Annotated in this window: 16 protein-coding genes and 1 pseudogene; 4 read left to right on the top strand and 13 right to left on the bottom strand. The window is 63.1% G+C overall.

Translation table 11 applies throughout. The annotated features are described in order from the left end of the window. Positions 1-24 precede the first annotated feature (24 nt). Both AB843_RS26410 and AB843_RS08700 read right to left on the bottom strand, forming a co-directional pair. Positions 25-585 (bottom strand): annotated as a pseudogene (locus AB843_RS26410) (ATP-dependent DNA helicase); the annotation flags it as partial. Between the two features lie 42 nt (positions 586-627). Next, positions 628-1,197, bottom strand: a complete 570-nt coding sequence (locus AB843_RS08700; protein WP_048646449.1) for a hypothetical protein — start codon at positions 1,195-1,197, stop codon at positions 628-630. Positions 1,198-1,377: 180 nt separating this feature from the next. Between AB843_RS08700 and AB843_RS08695 the strand changes: the two genes are divergently transcribed. Further along, the gene (locus AB843_RS08695) at positions 1,378-1,755 is read left to right on the top strand and encodes a VOC family protein (protein WP_048646448.1); all 378 of its coding nucleotides are present in this window, start codon (positions 1,378-1,380) and stop codon (positions 1,753-1,755) included. Positions 1,756-1,938: 183 nt separating this feature from the next. Here AB843_RS08695 and AB843_RS08690 read toward each other — a convergent pair whose 3' ends face one another. The 3 genes from AB843_RS08690 to AB843_RS08680 all read right to left on the bottom strand — a co-directional run bounded on the left by AB843_RS08690 (position 1,939) and on the right by AB843_RS08680 (position 5,143). Then, on the bottom strand, positions 1,939-2,535 hold the full coding sequence (locus AB843_RS08690) for a LysE family translocator (protein ID WP_048646656.1): 597 nt from the start codon (positions 2,533-2,535) through the stop codon (positions 1,939-1,941). A 158-nt stretch (positions 2,536-2,693) separates the two neighbouring features. Beyond that, positions 2,694-3,266, bottom strand: coding sequence for an acetolactate synthase small subunit (gene ilvN / locus AB843_RS08685; RefSeq protein WP_048646447.1), 573 nt, complete (start codon positions 3,264-3,266; stop codon positions 2,694-2,696). Between the two features lie 74 nt (positions 3,267-3,340). Then, a complete protein-coding gene (locus tag AB843_RS08680) occupies positions 3,341-5,143 on the bottom strand; it encodes an acetolactate synthase 3 large subunit (protein ID WP_082143725.1) in 1,803 nt (600 codons plus the stop codon). A gap of 337 nt (positions 5,144-5,480) precedes the next feature. On the opposite strand from AB843_RS08680, the gene AB843_RS08675 reads away from it, so the two are divergent. Beyond that, positions 5,481-7,349 carry an ATP-binding protein gene (locus AB843_RS08675; protein WP_048646446.1) on the top strand — a complete coding sequence of 623 codons (1,869 nt, stop codon included), beginning with the start codon at positions 5,481-5,483 and terminating at the stop codon, positions 7,347-7,349. A 73-nt stretch (positions 7,350-7,422) separates the two neighbouring features. Here the strand turns inward: AB843_RS08675 and AB843_RS08670 are convergent, their stop codons facing one another. Both AB843_RS08670 and miaA read right to left on the bottom strand, forming a co-directional pair. Continuing rightward, positions 7,423-8,205, bottom strand: a complete 783-nt coding sequence (locus AB843_RS08670) for a GGDEF domain-containing protein (RefSeq protein ID WP_048646445.1) — start codon at positions 8,203-8,205, stop codon at positions 7,423-7,425. Between the two features lie 88 nt (positions 8,206-8,293). Beyond that, positions 8,294-9,265 (bottom strand): tRNA (adenosine(37)-N6)-dimethylallyltransferase MiaA, encoded by a 972-nt coding sequence (miaA, locus tag AB843_RS08665; protein WP_048646444.1) that lies wholly within the window; start codon positions 9,263-9,265, stop codon positions 8,294-8,296. Between miaA and serB the strand changes: the two genes are divergently transcribed. Together serB and AB843_RS08655 are read left to right on the top strand one after the other, a co-directional pair. After that, positions 9,264-10,151 carry a phosphoserine phosphatase SerB gene (serB, locus tag AB843_RS08660; protein ID WP_082143724.1) on the top strand — a complete coding sequence of 296 codons (888 nt, stop codon included), beginning with the start codon at positions 9,264-9,266 and terminating at the stop codon, positions 10,149-10,151. The two genes, miaA and serB, sit on opposite strands and share 2 nt — an antisense overlap. A gap of 369 nt (positions 10,152-10,520) precedes the next feature. Then, positions 10,521-10,889 carry a nuclear transport factor 2 family protein gene (locus AB843_RS08655; RefSeq protein WP_048646654.1) on the top strand — a complete coding sequence of 123 codons (369 nt, stop codon included), beginning with the start codon at positions 10,521-10,523 and terminating at the stop codon, positions 10,887-10,889. Between the two features lie 95 nt (positions 10,890-10,984). On the opposite strand, the gene AB843_RS08650 is transcribed toward AB843_RS08655, so the two are convergent. The 6 genes from AB843_RS08650 to AB843_RS08625 form a co-directional block, all read right to left on the bottom strand. Next, complete coding sequence (locus AB843_RS08650; protein ID WP_048646442.1) at positions 10,985-12,484, bottom strand: DegQ family serine endoprotease; 1,500 nt, start codon at positions 12,482-12,484, stop codon at positions 10,985-10,987. A gap of 175 nt (positions 12,485-12,659) precedes the next feature. Continuing rightward, on the bottom strand, positions 12,660-12,845 hold the full coding sequence (locus AB843_RS08645) for a DUF2065 domain-containing protein (protein WP_048646441.1): 186 nt from the start codon (positions 12,843-12,845) through the stop codon (positions 12,660-12,662). A gap of 12 nt (positions 12,846-12,857) precedes the next feature. Further along, entirely contained in the window at positions 12,858-13,781 is a 924-nt protein-coding gene (hflC, locus tag AB843_RS08640) for a protease modulator HflC (RefSeq protein WP_048646440.1), read from the bottom strand. Next, positions 13,781-14,902: an FtsH protease activity modulator HflK gene (gene hflK, locus AB843_RS08635; RefSeq protein ID WP_048646439.1), complete on the bottom strand. Its 1,122-nt coding sequence runs from the start codon at positions 14,900-14,902 to the stop codon at positions 13,781-13,783. Before hflK ends, hflC begins: the two co-directional genes overlap by 1 nt. A gap of 197 nt (positions 14,903-15,099) precedes the next feature. After that, entirely contained in the window at positions 15,100-15,594 is a 495-nt protein-coding gene (locus AB843_RS08630; protein ID WP_048646438.1) for a dihydrofolate reductase, read from the bottom strand. Between the two features lie 35 nt (positions 15,595-15,629). Beyond that, positions 15,630-16,424 carry a thymidylate synthase gene (locus tag AB843_RS08625; protein WP_048646437.1) on the bottom strand — a complete coding sequence of 265 codons (795 nt, stop codon included), beginning with the start codon at positions 16,422-16,424 and terminating at the stop codon, positions 15,630-15,632. Between the last annotated feature and the right edge of the window lie 110 nt (positions 16,425-16,534).

The raw sequence follows: 16,534 nt of genomic DNA, 5'->3' as shown, positions 1-16,534 counted from the left end.
ATCGCCAGGCTCCAGGTCCCGCCCCTCGCGCACGTCCAGCGCCAGGCGGATGATCGGATTGTCGCGCGCCTGCCTGTGGATCTCCGTCAACAGATGATCCGGCTCCTGCTCGGTGAAGAACCCGCCGCCGGAAATCGGCGGCAACTGCCCCGGATCCCCCAGAACGAGGATCGGCGTGCCGAACGACATCAGGTCGCGGCCCAGCGCCTCGTCGACCATCGAGCATTCGTCGATGATGATCAGCGCCGCCTTGGCGATCGGGCTCTGCCGATTGAGCGAGAAGGTCGGCGACATCGACGTTTTGCCGGTCACCTCGTTCTCCACCTCTTCCTCGCCGCGCGGCCGGTAGATCAGGGAATGAATGGTGCGGGCATTGCTCGCCCCGCGCGAACGCAGAACCTGCGCCGCCTTGCCGGTAAAGGCGGCGAACTGGACATCGCCATCCACATGTTCGGCGAAATAACGCGCAAGCGTCGTCTTGCCCGTTCCGGCATAGCCGAACAGGCGGAAAAGCTGCGTCTCGCCAGCCTTCAGCCAGCGAGCCACAGCCTTCAATGCTTCATCCTGTTGCGGGGAGAATTCCATCCCGGCCAGAAAGCAGATTCGCCGCCTCCTGAACAGATGGTTTCACCCCCGCGTGCAGCCCATCCCTGTGAAACCGCAGCGCTTGCGGCAGGGCAATTTGATGCAGCCGCGCGGCAACGCGGCGGGGTTGCTATGATACCCCGCACCGATTATCAGCGGCACAGCCGGCACGATCGCACCGTCTACCTGACTGACGAAATCCATGTCGCGCGCCCACAGAACCTCTTCTCCCAGCCGGTCGAGAACACGGATCGCCACGAGATAGGGACGTCCCGCCTCGACGCCGCGCACCGGCGGCGAATGCAGGGCATAGCGGCTGGTGCGCGGGCTGACCCGCTGGCGCACCACATGGACCGCGCCACCGGCCGGATCCTCGAAGGACGCTTCGATGATCGAGCCGGAGGCCAGTGGCTTGGACACCACGGCCGAGAAGCCATAGTGCATTTCCGATATGCGGTAATTGTACACGAACCCGCCGCCCAGAACCTGAAGCAGCGGCTTTTCACCAGGATCCTCACGTGTCATCCAACCGATGGCGAAAAGCACGGAAAGCACCGCGCAGCTAGCGAGGACGATGCGCTGAGGCGTGATGGAAACGATAGAAACTATCATCTTATCACCCCACGTTTGACGCAACGGCATATAAGCACATCTGCAGGCGGTTCGCCACGCCGGATCCGGACCTGGGTCCCATCCGCATATTGTCGGATCGGTGCGTTTGAATGCGTCCTATGGGTGCAAGGCCCGACCGGGCCGCATCGATGCCGAGGCATCAAACAGGAGGATTTCTCAATGCTGAAGACCAAGGAACCGCGCGCAACGATTGCCGTCAGCGACATTGCCGCGGCGCGCGCCTTCTACGAGCAGAAGCTGGGCCTGGAACCGGAAGCGATTTCGGACATGCCGATGGTCGTCTACCCGTGCGGGGTCGGCGCGCTGTTCGTCTACCAATCGCCCACTGCCGGCAGCAACACGGCCACCGGGGTCACCTGGATCGTCGGCGATGACGTGGCGGAAGTAGCCGCCGGGCTTGCCGGCAAGGGCGTCGCCTTCGAAAGCTACGACATGCCCGAGGCGACAAAGGATGGCGACGTCTACACGATGGGCGACATCCGTATCGCCTGGTTCAAGGATCCCGACGGAAACATCCACGCCATCGTCAACGGGTGAACCGATGGCGCTAGAGTATTTTGCAGTCAGGTGGAATCACCTGACGTCCGCATAAATGCGGAAAAACAAACAGATAGAGCGGGGCAGCGTTTCCATGAAACGATGAACCGCTCTAGCGGTGCGATCCCAACAGGTGGGGACCATCTGTTTCGGTCAGACCACTATGCGCTCGGTGAAAAATCGCTATTTCAGCATCGGCCAGAGCGTCGCCGCCAGCGCCAGGCCCATGGCGATGTTGAACCATTTGAGCCGCGCGGGTTCGGACAGGAAACCGCGCAGCGCAACGCCAAAACCGGCCCAGACCGACACACTGGGGAAATTGACGACGACGAAGGCGAACGTCACGAGAAACACCGTCAGGAAGGGTGCCGACGGGTTGGTGTAGACGGCCATTGCCGTCAGCGCCATCACCCACGCCTTCGGGTTCACCCATTGAAAGGCGGCGGCGGCAAGGAAGGTCATCGGCTCGTCCTTGCCGCTGCCTCCCTGTCCCAGCGCGCGCGACATGGCGATGCGCCAGGCGAGATACAGGAGATAGGCGCCGCCGACGATTTTCAGGACCACATGCAGCGCCGGATACGCCGTCAGCAGCGCGCCGAGCCCGAACCCTACCGCCAAAAGCAGCGAGGCGAAGCCACCGGCAATGCCCATCATATGCGGGATGGTCCGCCGAAAGCCGAAATTCACACCGGAAGCGAGCAGCATGAAATTGTTCGGCCCCGGCGTCACCGACGAGACGAACGAAAAAACCAGCAATGCGAGAAAGACGTCCGGCGCCATGGTCGAAACCTCTTGAAACATGGTCCAGAATGGTGACTGCCGTATTTCGGGAACATGTGCAGTTCACGAGTAAGACAGGACTATTGACCCGAAAGCCCGGTTCCGCCACCGCAAATTTGTCACCCCGGGCCGGGAAAATTGTCTCCCCGGAAGCGGGACTACATGCCCTCCGGCCCGCGGTTCATGGCGGCCACACCGGTCCTGCAGACCTCGACCAGGCCAAGCGGCGTCATGATGGCGATGAACTGCTCGATCTTCGACACGCGGCCGGTGATCTCGAAGATGAAATGCTCGGTGTTGGCGTCGATCACCTGTGCGCGAAACGCATCGGCCAGCCGCAACGCCTCGACGCGGTTGTCGCCAACGCCACGCACCTTGACCAGCGCCAGTTCGCGTTCCATCGGCCGGTCGTGGCCGCGCTCGTCGGCGATGATCGACAGATCGACCACCCGGTGCACGGGCACGATGCGCTCCAGCTGGTGCTTGAGCTGCTCAAGGACATGGGCCGTGCCGCGCGTCACGATGGTGATGCGCGACAGGTGTTTTTCATGCTCGGTCTCCGACACGGTCAGGCTGTCGATGTTGTAGCCCCGGCCCGAGAACAGGCCGATGACCCGCGCCAGCACGCCCGGCTCGTTGTCGACCAGGACCGCCAGCGTGCGGCGCTCGTTGCTCTCGGTTTCCTTGGTGATGAAATAGGCCGAACCGGTCGGCTGTAGCTGAGCGTTCATAGGGTGAATCTCTTTTCGAAAAGCATCTTGTAACTTTCTGGAATGAAAGCGCATCCGCCTCGCGGGCGCAGCCTCTACACCAATTGCCGGCCTTCTTCGTCGATCGCGTTGGCCACGGCCTCGTCGCTCGCCTCGTCCGGCAGCAGCATCTCGTTATGCGCCTTTCCGGACGGGATCATCGGGAAGCAATTGGCCAGCGCCGCCACGCGGCAATCGAAGATGACCGGCTTGTCGACGGCGATCATCTCGCGGATCGCGTCGTCGAGCTTGCCCGGCTTGTCGCAGCGTATGCCGTGGCCGCCATAGGCTTCGGCCAGTTTGACGAAATCGGGCATCGCCTCCGTGTAGGAATGCGACAGGCGGTTGCCGTGCAGGAGCTGCTGCCACTGGCGGACCATGCCCATATACTGGTTGTTGAGAATGAAGATCTTGATCGGCGCATTGTGCTGCACCGCCGCGCTCATCTCCTGGATGGTCATCTGCACCGAGGCGTCGCCGGCAATGTCGATCACCAGGGCGCCCGGATGGGCGATCTGCACGCCGAGCGCCGCCGGCAGGCCGTAGCCCATCGTGCCGAGCCCGCCAGACGTCATCCACCGGTTCGGCGCCTCGAAGCCGAAATGCTGCGCGGCCCACATCTGGTGCTGGCCGACTTCCGTCGTGATAAAGACCTCGCGGTCCTTGGTCAGCTCATACAGGCGCTGGATCGCGTATTGCGGCATGATGACGTCGTCGTTCGGCCGGTAGGCGAGTGAATCGCGTGCCCGCCAGATGTCGATCTGCGTCCACCAGGGTTTCAGCGCCGGCTTGTCCGCCTTGGCGGTCGCCCGCCACAGCCGCACCATGTCCTCGAGAATGCGTCCTGCATCGCCGATGATCGGAACGTCGGCGCGCACCGTCTTGTTGATCGACGACGGGTCGATGTCGATGTGGATCTTCAGCGAATTGGGCGAGAACGCATCGAGCCGGCCGGTGATCCGGTCGTCGAAGCGCGCGCCGATGCAGACCATGACGTCGCAATCATGCATCGCCATGTTGGCTTCATAGGTGCCGTGCATGCCGAGCATGCCCAGCCAATTCTTGCCCGATGCCGGATAAGCGCCGAGCCCCATCAGCGTCGAGGTGATCGGAAAGCCGGTTAACTCGACGAGTTCGCGCAGCAGGTGGCTCGCCTCGGGACCGGCATTAATCACGCCGCCGCCGGAATAGATGATCGGCTTCCTGGCCTGCGCCATCAAGGCGATCGCCGCCTTGATCTGTTCCATATCGCCCTGCACGCGCGGCTGATAGCTGGTGCGCGGCGCCGTCTGCGGCGACGTGTAGATGCCCTTGGCGAACTGGATATCCTTCGGGATATCGACCACCACTGGGCCGGGGCGTCCCGTGGTTGCCACGTGAAAAGCCTCGTGAATGGTGGCGGCGAGTTCGTTGACGTCCTTGACCAGCCAATTGTGCTTGGTGCAAGGCCGGGTGATGCCCACCGTATCGCATTCCTGGAAGGCGTCGGAGCCGATCAGCGTCGTCGGCACCTGGCCGGTGATGCAGACCAGCGGGATCGAATCCATCAGCGCATCCTGCAATGGCGTTACCGCATTGGTCGCGCCGGGGCCGGAGGTGACCAGCATGACGCCCGCCTTGCCGGTCGAGCGGGCATAGCCTTCCGCCGCGTGGCCGGCGCCCTGCTCATGGCGCACGAGAATGTGCCGCACGTGGTCCTGCTGGAAAAGCTCGTCATAAATCGGCAGTACGGCGCCGCCCGGATACCCGAAAATATGCTCGACACCATTATCCCGGAGCGCCTGCACGACAATTTCGGCACCCGTCATCTCCTGATGGGCCGACGCATCCGCTGCACGCTCTGACTCTGCCTTGTTCATCTGCTCAATCCGTTCTTTTCACCCGGCGAAGGTGGTTTAGCCGCCCCCAATGCTCAATGAAACACTGGGCCAATAAAAAAGGCCCCCGAAGGAGCCTGTGTTTTGCGCATGAGAGGCTTCCGCCAGACGGCTACGCCGCCTTGCCCATGCGCTTTCCTACGATAAGAATATTTCCTGTCATCATCGCGGCGCACAATAAGGTTGCTGTAGCGCGGCTGTCAACCGGCTTTAACACGACAAGTCTTGCGGTTGCCTTAACCTCCCCTCAACCATCCGCCCACACTTGCCCTTAACTCACCATCGCTAATGCTGGGATCGGGGAAAAAGGGGTAAAAGAATGTTTGTGGAAGGCGGAACGACGCAGGGCGAGGCAACGTCTCAGGAGCGGCGCGCAACGGCTCAGCCGCAAAGGCGCCTGCTTGGCCATGTGGTCCATTGCGACGGCGCGCGCGCGACCATCGCCGCCGATGCGGGAACCGAGGACACAACCTCCGGCAACCATTGGACCGTCGGCAAGATGATCTCGATCAATCTCGGCGCAACCCGCACCGTCGGCCTGGTCTACGCGGTCGAGCGTCCCGAACTCCGCTGGATTGATGGCGAAGCCAATCCGATCGCCATCTCCGTAGAGCTCATCGGCGAGGTGCGCGACCGCGAGACGACACCAGTCTTCGACCGCGGCATCACCGAATATCCGCACATCGGCGCACCGGCGCACCGCATCCGCTCGCGTGATCTCCAGGCGGTCTACGATCTCGGCGGCCGCCATCCGGCCGTTATCGGCAATCTGTCCCAGGACGAGGCGATCGATGCCTGCATCGCCGTCGACGACACGCTGAACCGCCACTTTGCCGTTGTCGGCACGACCGGCGTCGGCAAATCGTCCGCCGTGTCGCTGCTCCTGCGCAAGACAATCGCCTCGCGCCCGGACCTGCGCGTCCTTATCCTCGACCCGCACAATGAATTCGCATCCGCGCTTCCGGAATACGCCGTGCGCATCGACACCGACACGCTCGATCTGCCGTTCTGGCTGTTTCGCCTGGAAGAGTTCGTCGAGGTTCTGTTTCGCGGCCGTGAAACCGTCGCCGAGGAGGTCGAGCTTCTGCGCGATCTGATCCCGCAGGCCAAGCATTTGTATCGCAATCCGGCTTCGGGCGGGTTGCTGCGGCGCGGCGGCGAAAGCAGTTCGCTCACCGCCGACACGCCGGTTCCCTATCGCATGGCCGATGTCATCAAGGAGATCGATGAGCGCCTCGGCCAGCTCGATACCAAGGCCGAGCGGCCGCTCTATCGCAGTCTGCGCGCGCGCATCGAGGCCGCGCTGAACGATCCACGCTACCGCTTCATGTTCGCCTCGCGCCTGATCGAGGACACGATCCACCAGACGATCGGCAACATCTTCCGCATCCCCAGCAACGGCAAGACCGTAACCTGTTTCGAGATGGCCGGCATGCCGCCGGAAGTGGTCAACTCCGTCTGCTCCGTCCTGGCGCGGCTCGCCTTCGACATGGCGCTGTGGAGCCAGGGCAAATTGAAGCTGCTCGTCGTTTGCGAGGAAGCCCATCGCTACATGCCGGCTGATCCGCGGCTCGGCTTCGCGCCGACCCGCCATGCGCTGGCGCGCATCGCCAAGGAAGGCCGCAAATATGGTTGCTACCTCGGCGTTGTCACCCAGCGTCCGGGCGAACTCGACCCGACCGTCCTGTCGCAATGCTCGACCGTCTTCGCCATGCGGCTGGCCAACGACCAGGACCAGGCGATCATCCGTTCGGCGATCGCCGATTCCTCGGCGTCCATGCTGTCCTTCCTGTCGGCCATGGGCCGACGCGAGGCCATCGCCTTCGGCGAGGGCGTGGCAACCACGATGCGTCTCAAATTCGAGGAACTGCCGGCAGGCATCCTGCCGGGCAGGCAGAGCAACGGCGAAAAGCTGGACGACACCCATGGCGATGCTGATCGCGAGGTCGACATTGCGGCAATCGTCGAACGCCTGCGCAGCACCGGACGGGTCAGCCGGGCGCCCGCGACCCGCGAACTGGGAGAGCCGGTGCCCTCGGGAGTACAGGCTGGCGACCAGGGTTACAGCCCGCTGGAAAGCCAGCCGTCCACACACCGCATGTCGCCACCCCTGAATGAATCGCCTGGCGGACGCAACTCCGGCAATGACGCCGCCCTTGCGCAACGAAACCGCTTCGGCAACCGCTAGAGTATTTTGCAGTCAGGTGGAATCACCTGACATCCGCATGAATCCCGAGCAACGAGAGATATGGAAGCGCGCGCTATGCGCAGACGCGGTTGCGGCCGAGGCGCTTGGCCTCGTACAGCATCTTGTCGGCCCGCCGGAAGAACTCTTCCGCCGATTCCCGGCCATTCCAGATCGACAGGCCGACACTGATCGTCACCCGGACGCGCACATTGCCCGCATCGATCATCAGCGACGAGACGGCCTTGCGAATGCGCTCGGCAAGCTTCACCAGTGCATCATGGCTCATGTTCGGCGCGACGATGGCGAATTCCTCGCCACCCATTCGCGACACCACGTCGTGATAGCGCGTCATGTCCTTCAGGCAGCTTGCCACCTGGCGCAGCACCTCGTCGCCGATGTCGTGGCCGTGCGTGTCGTTGACCTGTTTGAAGTGATCGAGATCGAGCACCATCAGGCCGACGGGCTTTTCGATGCGGCCGAACTCCTGCAGATACTCGCGCAGCGCATCATCGAAGAAACGGCGGTTCTGGGTGCCGGTCAGGCTGTCGGTCAGGGCTGCGTATTGCAGCGATTCCGACCGCGCGCTGAGCGATTCCGTCATCGCGCGCAGTTTGCCTTCTTCCCGCGCCTGGGTGCGGATCAGCGGATAGATGAAGAACATGCCGAACAGGATCGCCGTGGCCAGCAGGACGCCGACGACGAACAGGATCTGGGTGAAATAGGTCAGGTGCGTTTGGGCAGCCAGCGTGAAGGCGCCGGCGCGCAGAAAGACATAAGCATAGATCAGCAATGCCCCGGCGCCGAACACCAGCGTCACGAACACGAAAAATGCCGACTCTGCTTTGTGGAAACGCATTCTGGCCCCGAACGACACCCTTTCGGTTCTTCTCTCACAGTCTCACTTACGCAAGGTTAATCCCGGCGCCCGGCGATGATCCCGTTGCCTAGTTTTGTCTGGCTCCGGCAAGCCCTTCGAGCAGGCCGTCCAGCGGCGCCCCGCCCTCGGACAAAGCGATCCGCTGCCATTCCGCACCAAATTGATTGCGAAACCAGGTTGTTTGCCGCTTGGCATAGCGCCGTGTCGCCGCTTTCGCTTGAACGATGGCATCGTCAAGCGATCGGGTTCCGCCGAGAAACCCCGCCAGTTCGCGCACGCCGATGGCCTTCATCGCCGGCAGATCGGCGGGCAGATCGAGCGCCAGAAGAGCGCGCACTTCGTCCAGCCCGCCCTCCTCGACCATCGCCTCGAAGCGCGCCTCGATGCGTCGGGTGACGAGAGAACGTTCCGGCTCGAGAACGAGGCAGCGGCGCGACGCCGGGTCGACCAGCGGCCGGGACGTCTCTGCCTGCCAGGCGCTGAGTGGCCGGCCCGACGCCGAAAACACCTCCAGCGCCCGCACGATGCGCTGCCCGTCGGCCGGCTGAATATTGGATGCGGCGCTCGGGTCACGCTCCTTCAGCACGACGTGCAATGCAGCCGCTCCCTCTTCGGCCAACCGGCCGCGCCAGTGGTCGCGGATCGGCGCCGGCACCTGCGGCATCGGCGACAGGCCCTCCGTCAGCGCCCGGAAGTAAAGCCCCGTGCCGCCAACGAAGATCGGCCGGCGTTGCTCAAACGCCCCCTCGCCGATCAGCCGCGAGACCTCGCCGAGCCACAGGCCGGTCGAATAGGCGTCCCCCGGATGCACATGGCCGTAAAGCCGGTGCGGCGCCTGTTGCAGATCTTCGGGCCCCGGCCGCGCGGTCAGCACCGACAACACCGAATAGACCTGCATGGAATCGGTGTTGACGATGATGCCCTGTGTTTCGCACGCCAGTGCGAGAGCGAGCGCGGACTTGCCGCTGGCGGTCGGCCCGGCTATCAGGATTGCATCCTTCAGCCCCCCTTGCCCGTCCTCTGTCCCGGAAACGCCCATGTCTCTCGTCGCGACCCTCATTTCTCACCCGACGACGCGCGCCGTCAGCGCGTCGGTTGCGACTATGGCCATGGAGGCGCTCGATGCAAGCCGCATCGACTGGCTGTGCGAAACGGTCGCCTGCGACATTCCCCTGACCGCGCATGCCCAGGCTGACGCTGTCGAACGCAAGTTGCGCCAACTGCTCGACGGCAAGCCGATCGACCTTGCGGTCCAGGAGGCGGAGGGCCGGCGCAAGAAGATGCTGATCGCCGACATGGATTCCACCATGATCGACCAGGAATGCATCGATGAACTGGCCGCCGAACTTGGCCTGAAGGAGCAGGTCTCCGCCATCACGCGGCGCGCCATGAACGGCGAGATCGCCTTCGAACCGGCCTTGGAAGAGCGTGTCGCACTGCTTGCCGGGCTGTCCACCGAGATGGTTGCCACGGTCATCGACCGGCGCATCACGCTTGCTTCCGGCGGAGCGACGCTGGTGGCGACGATGAACGCCGGCGGTGCCTTCACGGCGCTGGTCTCGGGCGGTTTCGAGCATTTCACCGGCCCGATCGCCGCCCGGCTCGGTTTCCAGGTGCAGCAGGCCAACCGCCTCCTCGTCGCCGAGGGGAAGCTGACGGGCGCCGTCGGCAAGCCGATCCTCGGTCGGGCCGCCAAGGCCGAGGCCCTGCGCAGCTTCGCCGCCGCCCGCGACCTCGACACGTCGCAGGTGATCGCCGTCGGCGACGGGGCCAACGATCTGGACATGCTGGCGATGGCCGGCCTCGGCGTGGCGTTGCACGCAAAGCCGGCCGTTGCCGCCGAAGCGCGCGTGCGGATCGACCATGGCGACCTCACCGCCCTCCTCTATCTCCAGGGCTATCGCGAGCAGGAGTTTGTCGGGTGACCGTCATCGACACCCGGCGCTCCGTCCTCGTCGTGTGCCGCATCCGGCGGACGATTTCGATCATCCCTCCGTGCCCGACAGCCATCCGCGGTTGAAGTCCCATGAGCCGGATCGCCTGGCAGGCACAAACGCCGGCGCCACCGCATGATGCGTTCAGGTCGGTTAAAGGCTCCGTCAATCCCGGCCGACTGCAGCGCGAGCCGGGACGTTGATTTTCGCTTAGGTGAAATTCAAAGTTTTGAAATTCAATAAGAAAAAGAAAATAAGTAAAAAAGACCATTACTCAATTGTCAGAGAAAAATCTGTAATGTGACAATTATTGATTGGAATTATTATTATTAGAAAATCGTAAAAATGGAGAATTATATTATGATTACATCAGAAATAACACAGACGCTTGAAGAGTACTTTAACGTCCTGCAAACGCAGGATCTCGCGATATTCGACAGGGTCTTCCATCCAGAGTCTGTTCTCTACTCATCCCAGGATGGCGAGACTGTTGTCCGGCCGATCGCCGATTACCGTGAGATCGTGGTAAATCGGGAATCGCCGCAGTCGCGCAATTGCAAAACACACAATGAAATCCTGCTGATCGACGTCATGTCGCCCGAAATGGCGATGGCGAAAGTCCGTCTGCGCCTCTACGACAACATGATGGTCGACTATCTTTGCCTGCTCAAGGTCGACGGCAAATGGACGATCGCATCGAAACTGTTCCACAAGGAAGGGGCGGCCTGACAGTCGCATTTCGGCCGCATTTCGGCCGGTTTCATCCCTGGAGCAGCCCGTTCACCCCTATCCTCTATGGTTGGGGTGGACGGGCTTCCCAGGGATCAGTCCATCCGGAGCGTCACGAAACGCAGTTCACCGGTCTTGGAGGCAAGCATCAGCAGCGCGTTGCGGCGCCCCTGGCTCTTGAGCTCCTCAAGCCGGTCAAGCGCTTCCTTCGGCGAGGAGACGGTAGCCTGGGCGATCTCGACGATCACGTCGCCGGGCGCCAGTCCTTTTTCGGCGGCGATCGAATCCGCATCGATTTCCGTGACGACGACGCCTGAGATGTCGGTGGAGATCTCGAAGCGCTCGCGCGTCTCGTCATTCAGCGCAGCCAGGTGCATGCCCAGTACGGCGGCGGATGAAACTGGCGCGGATTTGCCCTCCGCCTCGTGGTCGCTCTCCTCGGCCGAGGCCAGCTTCTCGCTGTCTTCCAGACGGCCGAGCTTGACACGCACGGTCTGCTCTTCGCCCTTGCGGATGATCGTCACCTCGACATCCTTGCCGACCGGGCTTTCGGCGACGATGCGCGGCAGGTCACGCATGTGTTCGATGGGTTTGCCGTCGAAACGGGTGATGACATCGCCGGGCTGGATCGAACCGTCATCGATCGGCCCGCCCTCGATGACGCCGCTGACCATCGCGCCCGCGGTCGTCTTCATGCCGAGGCTTTCGGCGATGTCGTCGGTGACCTCCTGGATGCGCACACCCAGCCAGCCGCGCCGCGTCTCGCCGAATTCGCGCAACTGGTCGACCACATTGATGGCAAGCGCCGAAGGAATCGAGAAGCCGATGCCGATGGAGCCACCGGTCGGCGAAATGATCGCCGTGTTGATGCCGATCACCTCGCCATCCATGTTGAACAGCGGGCCGCCGGAATTGCCGCGGTTGATGGCGGCGTCCGTCTGGATGAAATCGTCATAGGGGCCGGAACCGATCTCGCGGTTGCGCGCCGAGACGATGCCGACGGTGACCGTGCCGCCCAGGCCGAACGGATTGCCGATGGCCATCACCCAGTCGCCGATGCGCATCGTGTCGGAACTTCCGAACGGCACGTCCTGCAGGGTCCGCTTCGAGGCATCCACCTTGAGGACGGCGATGTCGGTCTTGGTGTCGACGCCAAGAAGCTCCGCATCGAGCTTGCCGCCATCGGAAAAGTTGACGACGATCTCGTCGGCGCCGGAGATGACGTGATTGTTGGTGACGACGATGCCTTCCTCGGCGTCGATGACGAACCCGGAACCGAGCGACTGGGCCTGGCGCGGCGAGTGCTCCTCACCGGGTTGCTCCTGGAAGAAATCGTCGAAGAAATCCTGCAGGGGCGAGCCTTCCGGCAGCTTCGGCATCGGCACGCGGTCGGAGCCCGAGGCGGCCGCCGAGCGTGACGTGGAGATGTTGACCACCGCGCCAGCCAGTCTTTCGGCGAGATCGGCGACGGAGGCCGGCCCTTCCGCCATGGCTGGCCGCGGCAACAGGATGGGTGCCGCTGCAAGGCCCCCGATGGCAAGCATCGCGGCGATTGGAGCCACCCGCGTGGCGCGTAGAATCTTCAGCGGCGTCATTGAGGGCGGTTCTCCAGGTGGCGTGTCGTTTTATCAAAGGCCAATGCCGGTCATCCTAATCTGCCGAAGACGCGGATTCCATGAAAACGCGCTTCACTTCTGCATGATCCGGTGTGAATGCGGCGTGTTTGCGGCCCGCACGGGGTTGTCCCCCCGTGCGGGCCGCAATTTTGTTTCATCCCCGGACGAACCAGACGATCAGGACGCCAGCGACCATCGCGGCGACGCCGGCGCCGCGAAGCGTGCTCTCCGGCATCTCTAACACCTGCTCGGCGAGACGCTTGGCCATGCGCGGCATGCCGCCATACACCAGCCCCTCGACGACCAGAACCAGCCCAAGGGCGGCGATGAAATCGCTCATGCGACGCGGCCCCTACTGGTTGGCGGCCCCGCCCTGGGTCGCGCCACCCGATGGCCCGCTTCCCCCTGCATCGTTGAAGAAACGGAAGAACTCCGAGTCCGGCGAAAGCAGCATGGTCGTTCCCGACGGGTCAAGCGCCTCGCGATAGGCCGCCATCGAGCGGTAGAACTCGAAGAAGTCCTGATCGCGCGAGAACGCATTGGCGAAGATACCGTTGCGCTCGGCTTCGCCCTCACCGCGCAGGATCTCCGATTCGCGCTGCGCCGATGCCAGGATTTCCACCACCTCGCGGTCGGCACGGGCACGGATGCGGGCAGCGGCTTCACGGCCACGTGCCCTCAAACGCTCGGCCTCGGCCAGGCGCTCCGCCTTCATCCGGTCATAGGTCTGCTGCGAGACCTCGGCCGTCAGATCGGTCCGGCGGATGCGCACATCCTGAATCTCCAGGCCGAGTGAAGCGGCGTCCGGGCGCAGATCGGCGGCCACTTCGCGCATCATCGACGCGCGCTCTTCCGAGAGCGCCGATTCGAAGCCGCGCAAACCGTAGACACGGCGCAAGGCTGCGTCGAGACGCGTCCTCAACCGCTGCTCGGCGAGCTGGACGCTGCCCGAAACCGCCTGCCGGAAGACACGCGGATTGCTGATCGAGTAGGCGATGAAGGCATCGACCTCGTAGAACTTGCCGCCGGAGACCTGCACGCGGATATCGTCCAGGTCGAACCGCAGGATCCGATCCTCGATCAGTTGCACGTTGTCGGCTTCGATGAAGGCGAACGGCAGCTTGAAATACAGGCCGGGTTCGGTCTTCACGTCGACGATTTCACCAAACCGCAGCACGATGGCCTGCTGACGCTCATTGACGACGAACATCGCCGAATAGACCAGGAACAACAGCACCGCGCCGATGATGGCCAGAATTGGAAGTCGGTTGGACATCAGTTGTTCCCTCCCGCGCTCGGGGCTTGCTGTGACTGCTGTGTCTGCTGCGACTGTCGGCGCAGTTCCGGCAATGGCAGGTAAGGCACGACGCCCTGCCCGCCGCCCTGTTCGACGATGACCTTGTTGGAGCCGCGCAGCACGTTTTCCATGGTTTCCAGGAACAGCCGCTTGCGCGTCACCTCCGGCGCCTTGGCGTACTCGTCATAGACCGAGACGAAACGCTGCGCCTCACCCTCGGCTTCCTGCACGACGCGATTCTTGTAGGCAGCCGCATTCTCGCGAATGCCCGCCGCCTCGCCGCGCGCCTGGCCCAGTTTCTGGTTGGAGTACTGGTTCGATTCTTCCACGAAACGGTCTTCGTCCTGTTCGGCACGCTGCACCTCATCGAATGCATCGGCCACTTCGCGCGGGGGAGCCGCGTCCTCGATCGACAGCGCGTTGACGGTCAGGCCCGTGCCGTATTCGTCGAGCGCGGTCTGGATGGTGGCGCGAACCCCCTCGGCTATGCCCTGGCGGTCATCACGGAAGATGTCCTGAGCGGGCCTGCGGCCGACCACCTCGCGCATGGCGCTTTCGGCCACCTGGCGCAGGGTCTCGTCGGGATTTGCCACATTGAACAGATAGGCAGCCGGATCGGCGACCTGATAGGCAACGGAGAACTTCACATCGACGATGTTCTGGTCGCCAGACAGCATCAAGCCGCTGGAGGTTCCGCCCCTGACGGCGCCGATATCGACCAGCCGCTCGGCCACGGAAGCCTTCTCCACCGTTTCGACCGGCCACCAATGGAAGTGCAGGCCAGGCTCGGAAAGCTCGGGCTTCGGCTTGCCGAAACGCAGTTCGACCGCCAGTTCGTCCGGCTGGACCGTGTAGACGGACTTGAACAGCCACAATCCGGCCAACGCGACCAGAATGAGGGCGATCATCGCCGGGCTCGCCCGGCCGCCGCCCGGAAGGGCGTTTTTCAGACGGTCCTGCCCGCGCCGGATGATCTCCTCCAGATCGGGCGGCGTTCCCTGCGGGCCGCTCGGCCCGCGCGGTCCCTGGTCCCACGGACCCCCGTTATTGCCGCCTCCCCAAGGGCCGCCGCCGCCGCCGCTTTGATTGTTCCAGGGCATTATTGTTCCTTTTCTCGATCCGGATCCGGCCCTTGGCGGGCTAGATCTCCCATCCGGTCTGTTATAGGTAGCAACGGCGGTGCTTTCAACGCGGCAGCACGCCGCGTTCCCTGTGTTTTCCGCCAAACTCGGACGATTGCCCAGCTTGCCTAGTGGTCTGACCGAAACAGATGGTACCATCTGTTAGGATCGCACCACTAGCGCCGTTGGTAGACCACATAGCTGGTGGCGTAAACGTCCTTTTCGCCCGCCGGAACCTCCTCGCGGGAAACGCGTTCCCATATTTCCGCATCGATCGGCGGAAAAACCGCGTCGCCATCGACATTCGCATGCACATGCGTGACGTGGAGAACATCCGCCGTCGGCAGCGCCTCGCGATAGATTTCCCCACCGCCGATGACACAGACCTCCGTATCGGCCTGAGTGCCGCCCGCCAATGCCAGGGCGACCTCCAGCGAGGAGACGCATTCGGCCCCTTCAGCGGCATAGTCCGCGCGCCGCGTGATGACCAGATTGCGCCGGCCCGGCAAGGGTTTGCCGATGCTTTCCCATGTCTTGCGTCCCATGATGACGGGCTTGCCCATCGTCACCGCCTTGAACCGCTTCATATCTGTGGAAAGCCGCCATGGGAGGCCACCCTCGCGGCCGATAACGCCGTTTTCGGCAATGGCCACCACCAATGCGATGCTCATACTGTCCCTTCCCGTTAGCCGAATTTGACCGCCGCTCACACCGCGATCGGCGCGCGGATCGTCGGATCGGCAACATAGCCATCCAGCCGGAAATCCTCGAACCGGAAAGCGAAAAGATCGTTCACCGCGGGGTTGATCCAAAGCGTCGGCAGCGGCTTGGGCGTGCGCAGCAACTGCGCGCGCGCCTGCTCGAAATGGTTGGCATAAAGATGCGCGTCGCCCAGCGTGTGCACGAAATCGCCGGGCCTCAGCCCGGTCACCTGCGCGACCATCACCGTCAACAGCGCGTAGGAAGCGATGTTGAAGGGAACGCCCAGGAAGATGTCGGCCGAGCGCTGGTAGAGCTGGCAGGAGAGCCGGCCATCGGCCACGTGGAACTGGAACAGGCAGTGGCAGGGCGGCAGCGCCATATTGTCCACCTCGGCCGGGTTCCACGCCGACACCACATGACGCCGCGAGTAAGGATTCTTGCGCAAGGCGTTCAGAAGATTCGCGATCTGGTCGATGTGCCTGCCGTCGGGCGCCGGCCAGGAGCGCCATTGCGCGCCATAGACCGGGCCGAGATCGCCATTCTCATCGGCCCATTCGTCCCAGATCGAAACGCCGTTCTCCTTCAGATAGGCGATGTTGGTGTCGCCTTTCAGGAACCATAAAAGCTCATGGATGATCGATTTCAGATGCAGCTTCTTGGTGGTCAGAACCGGGAAGCCCTGCCCCAGATCGAAGCGCATCTGATGGCCGAAAATGCCGCGCGTGCCGGTGCCGGTCCGGTCGTCGCGATCGACGCCGTTTTCCAGCACGTGGGAGAGAAGATCGAGATATTGGCGCATGGCGGACCGATTCGGGCTGCGGAGGGTTCGATTATGATAGGAAAGCGGCAGCGCGGAAAGTGCGCCGCCGCCCGGTACCGCCCGTTCAGGCTGCCTTTTCGTACATCTCC

Origin of the sequence: Nitratireductor soli, assembly GCF_001050155.1 — a bacterium.
GTDB lineage: Bacteria > Pseudomonadota > Alphaproteobacteria > Rhizobiales > Rhizobiaceae > Nitratireductor > Nitratireductor soli.
This window is presented reverse-complemented; position numbering and strand designations above follow the sequence as displayed.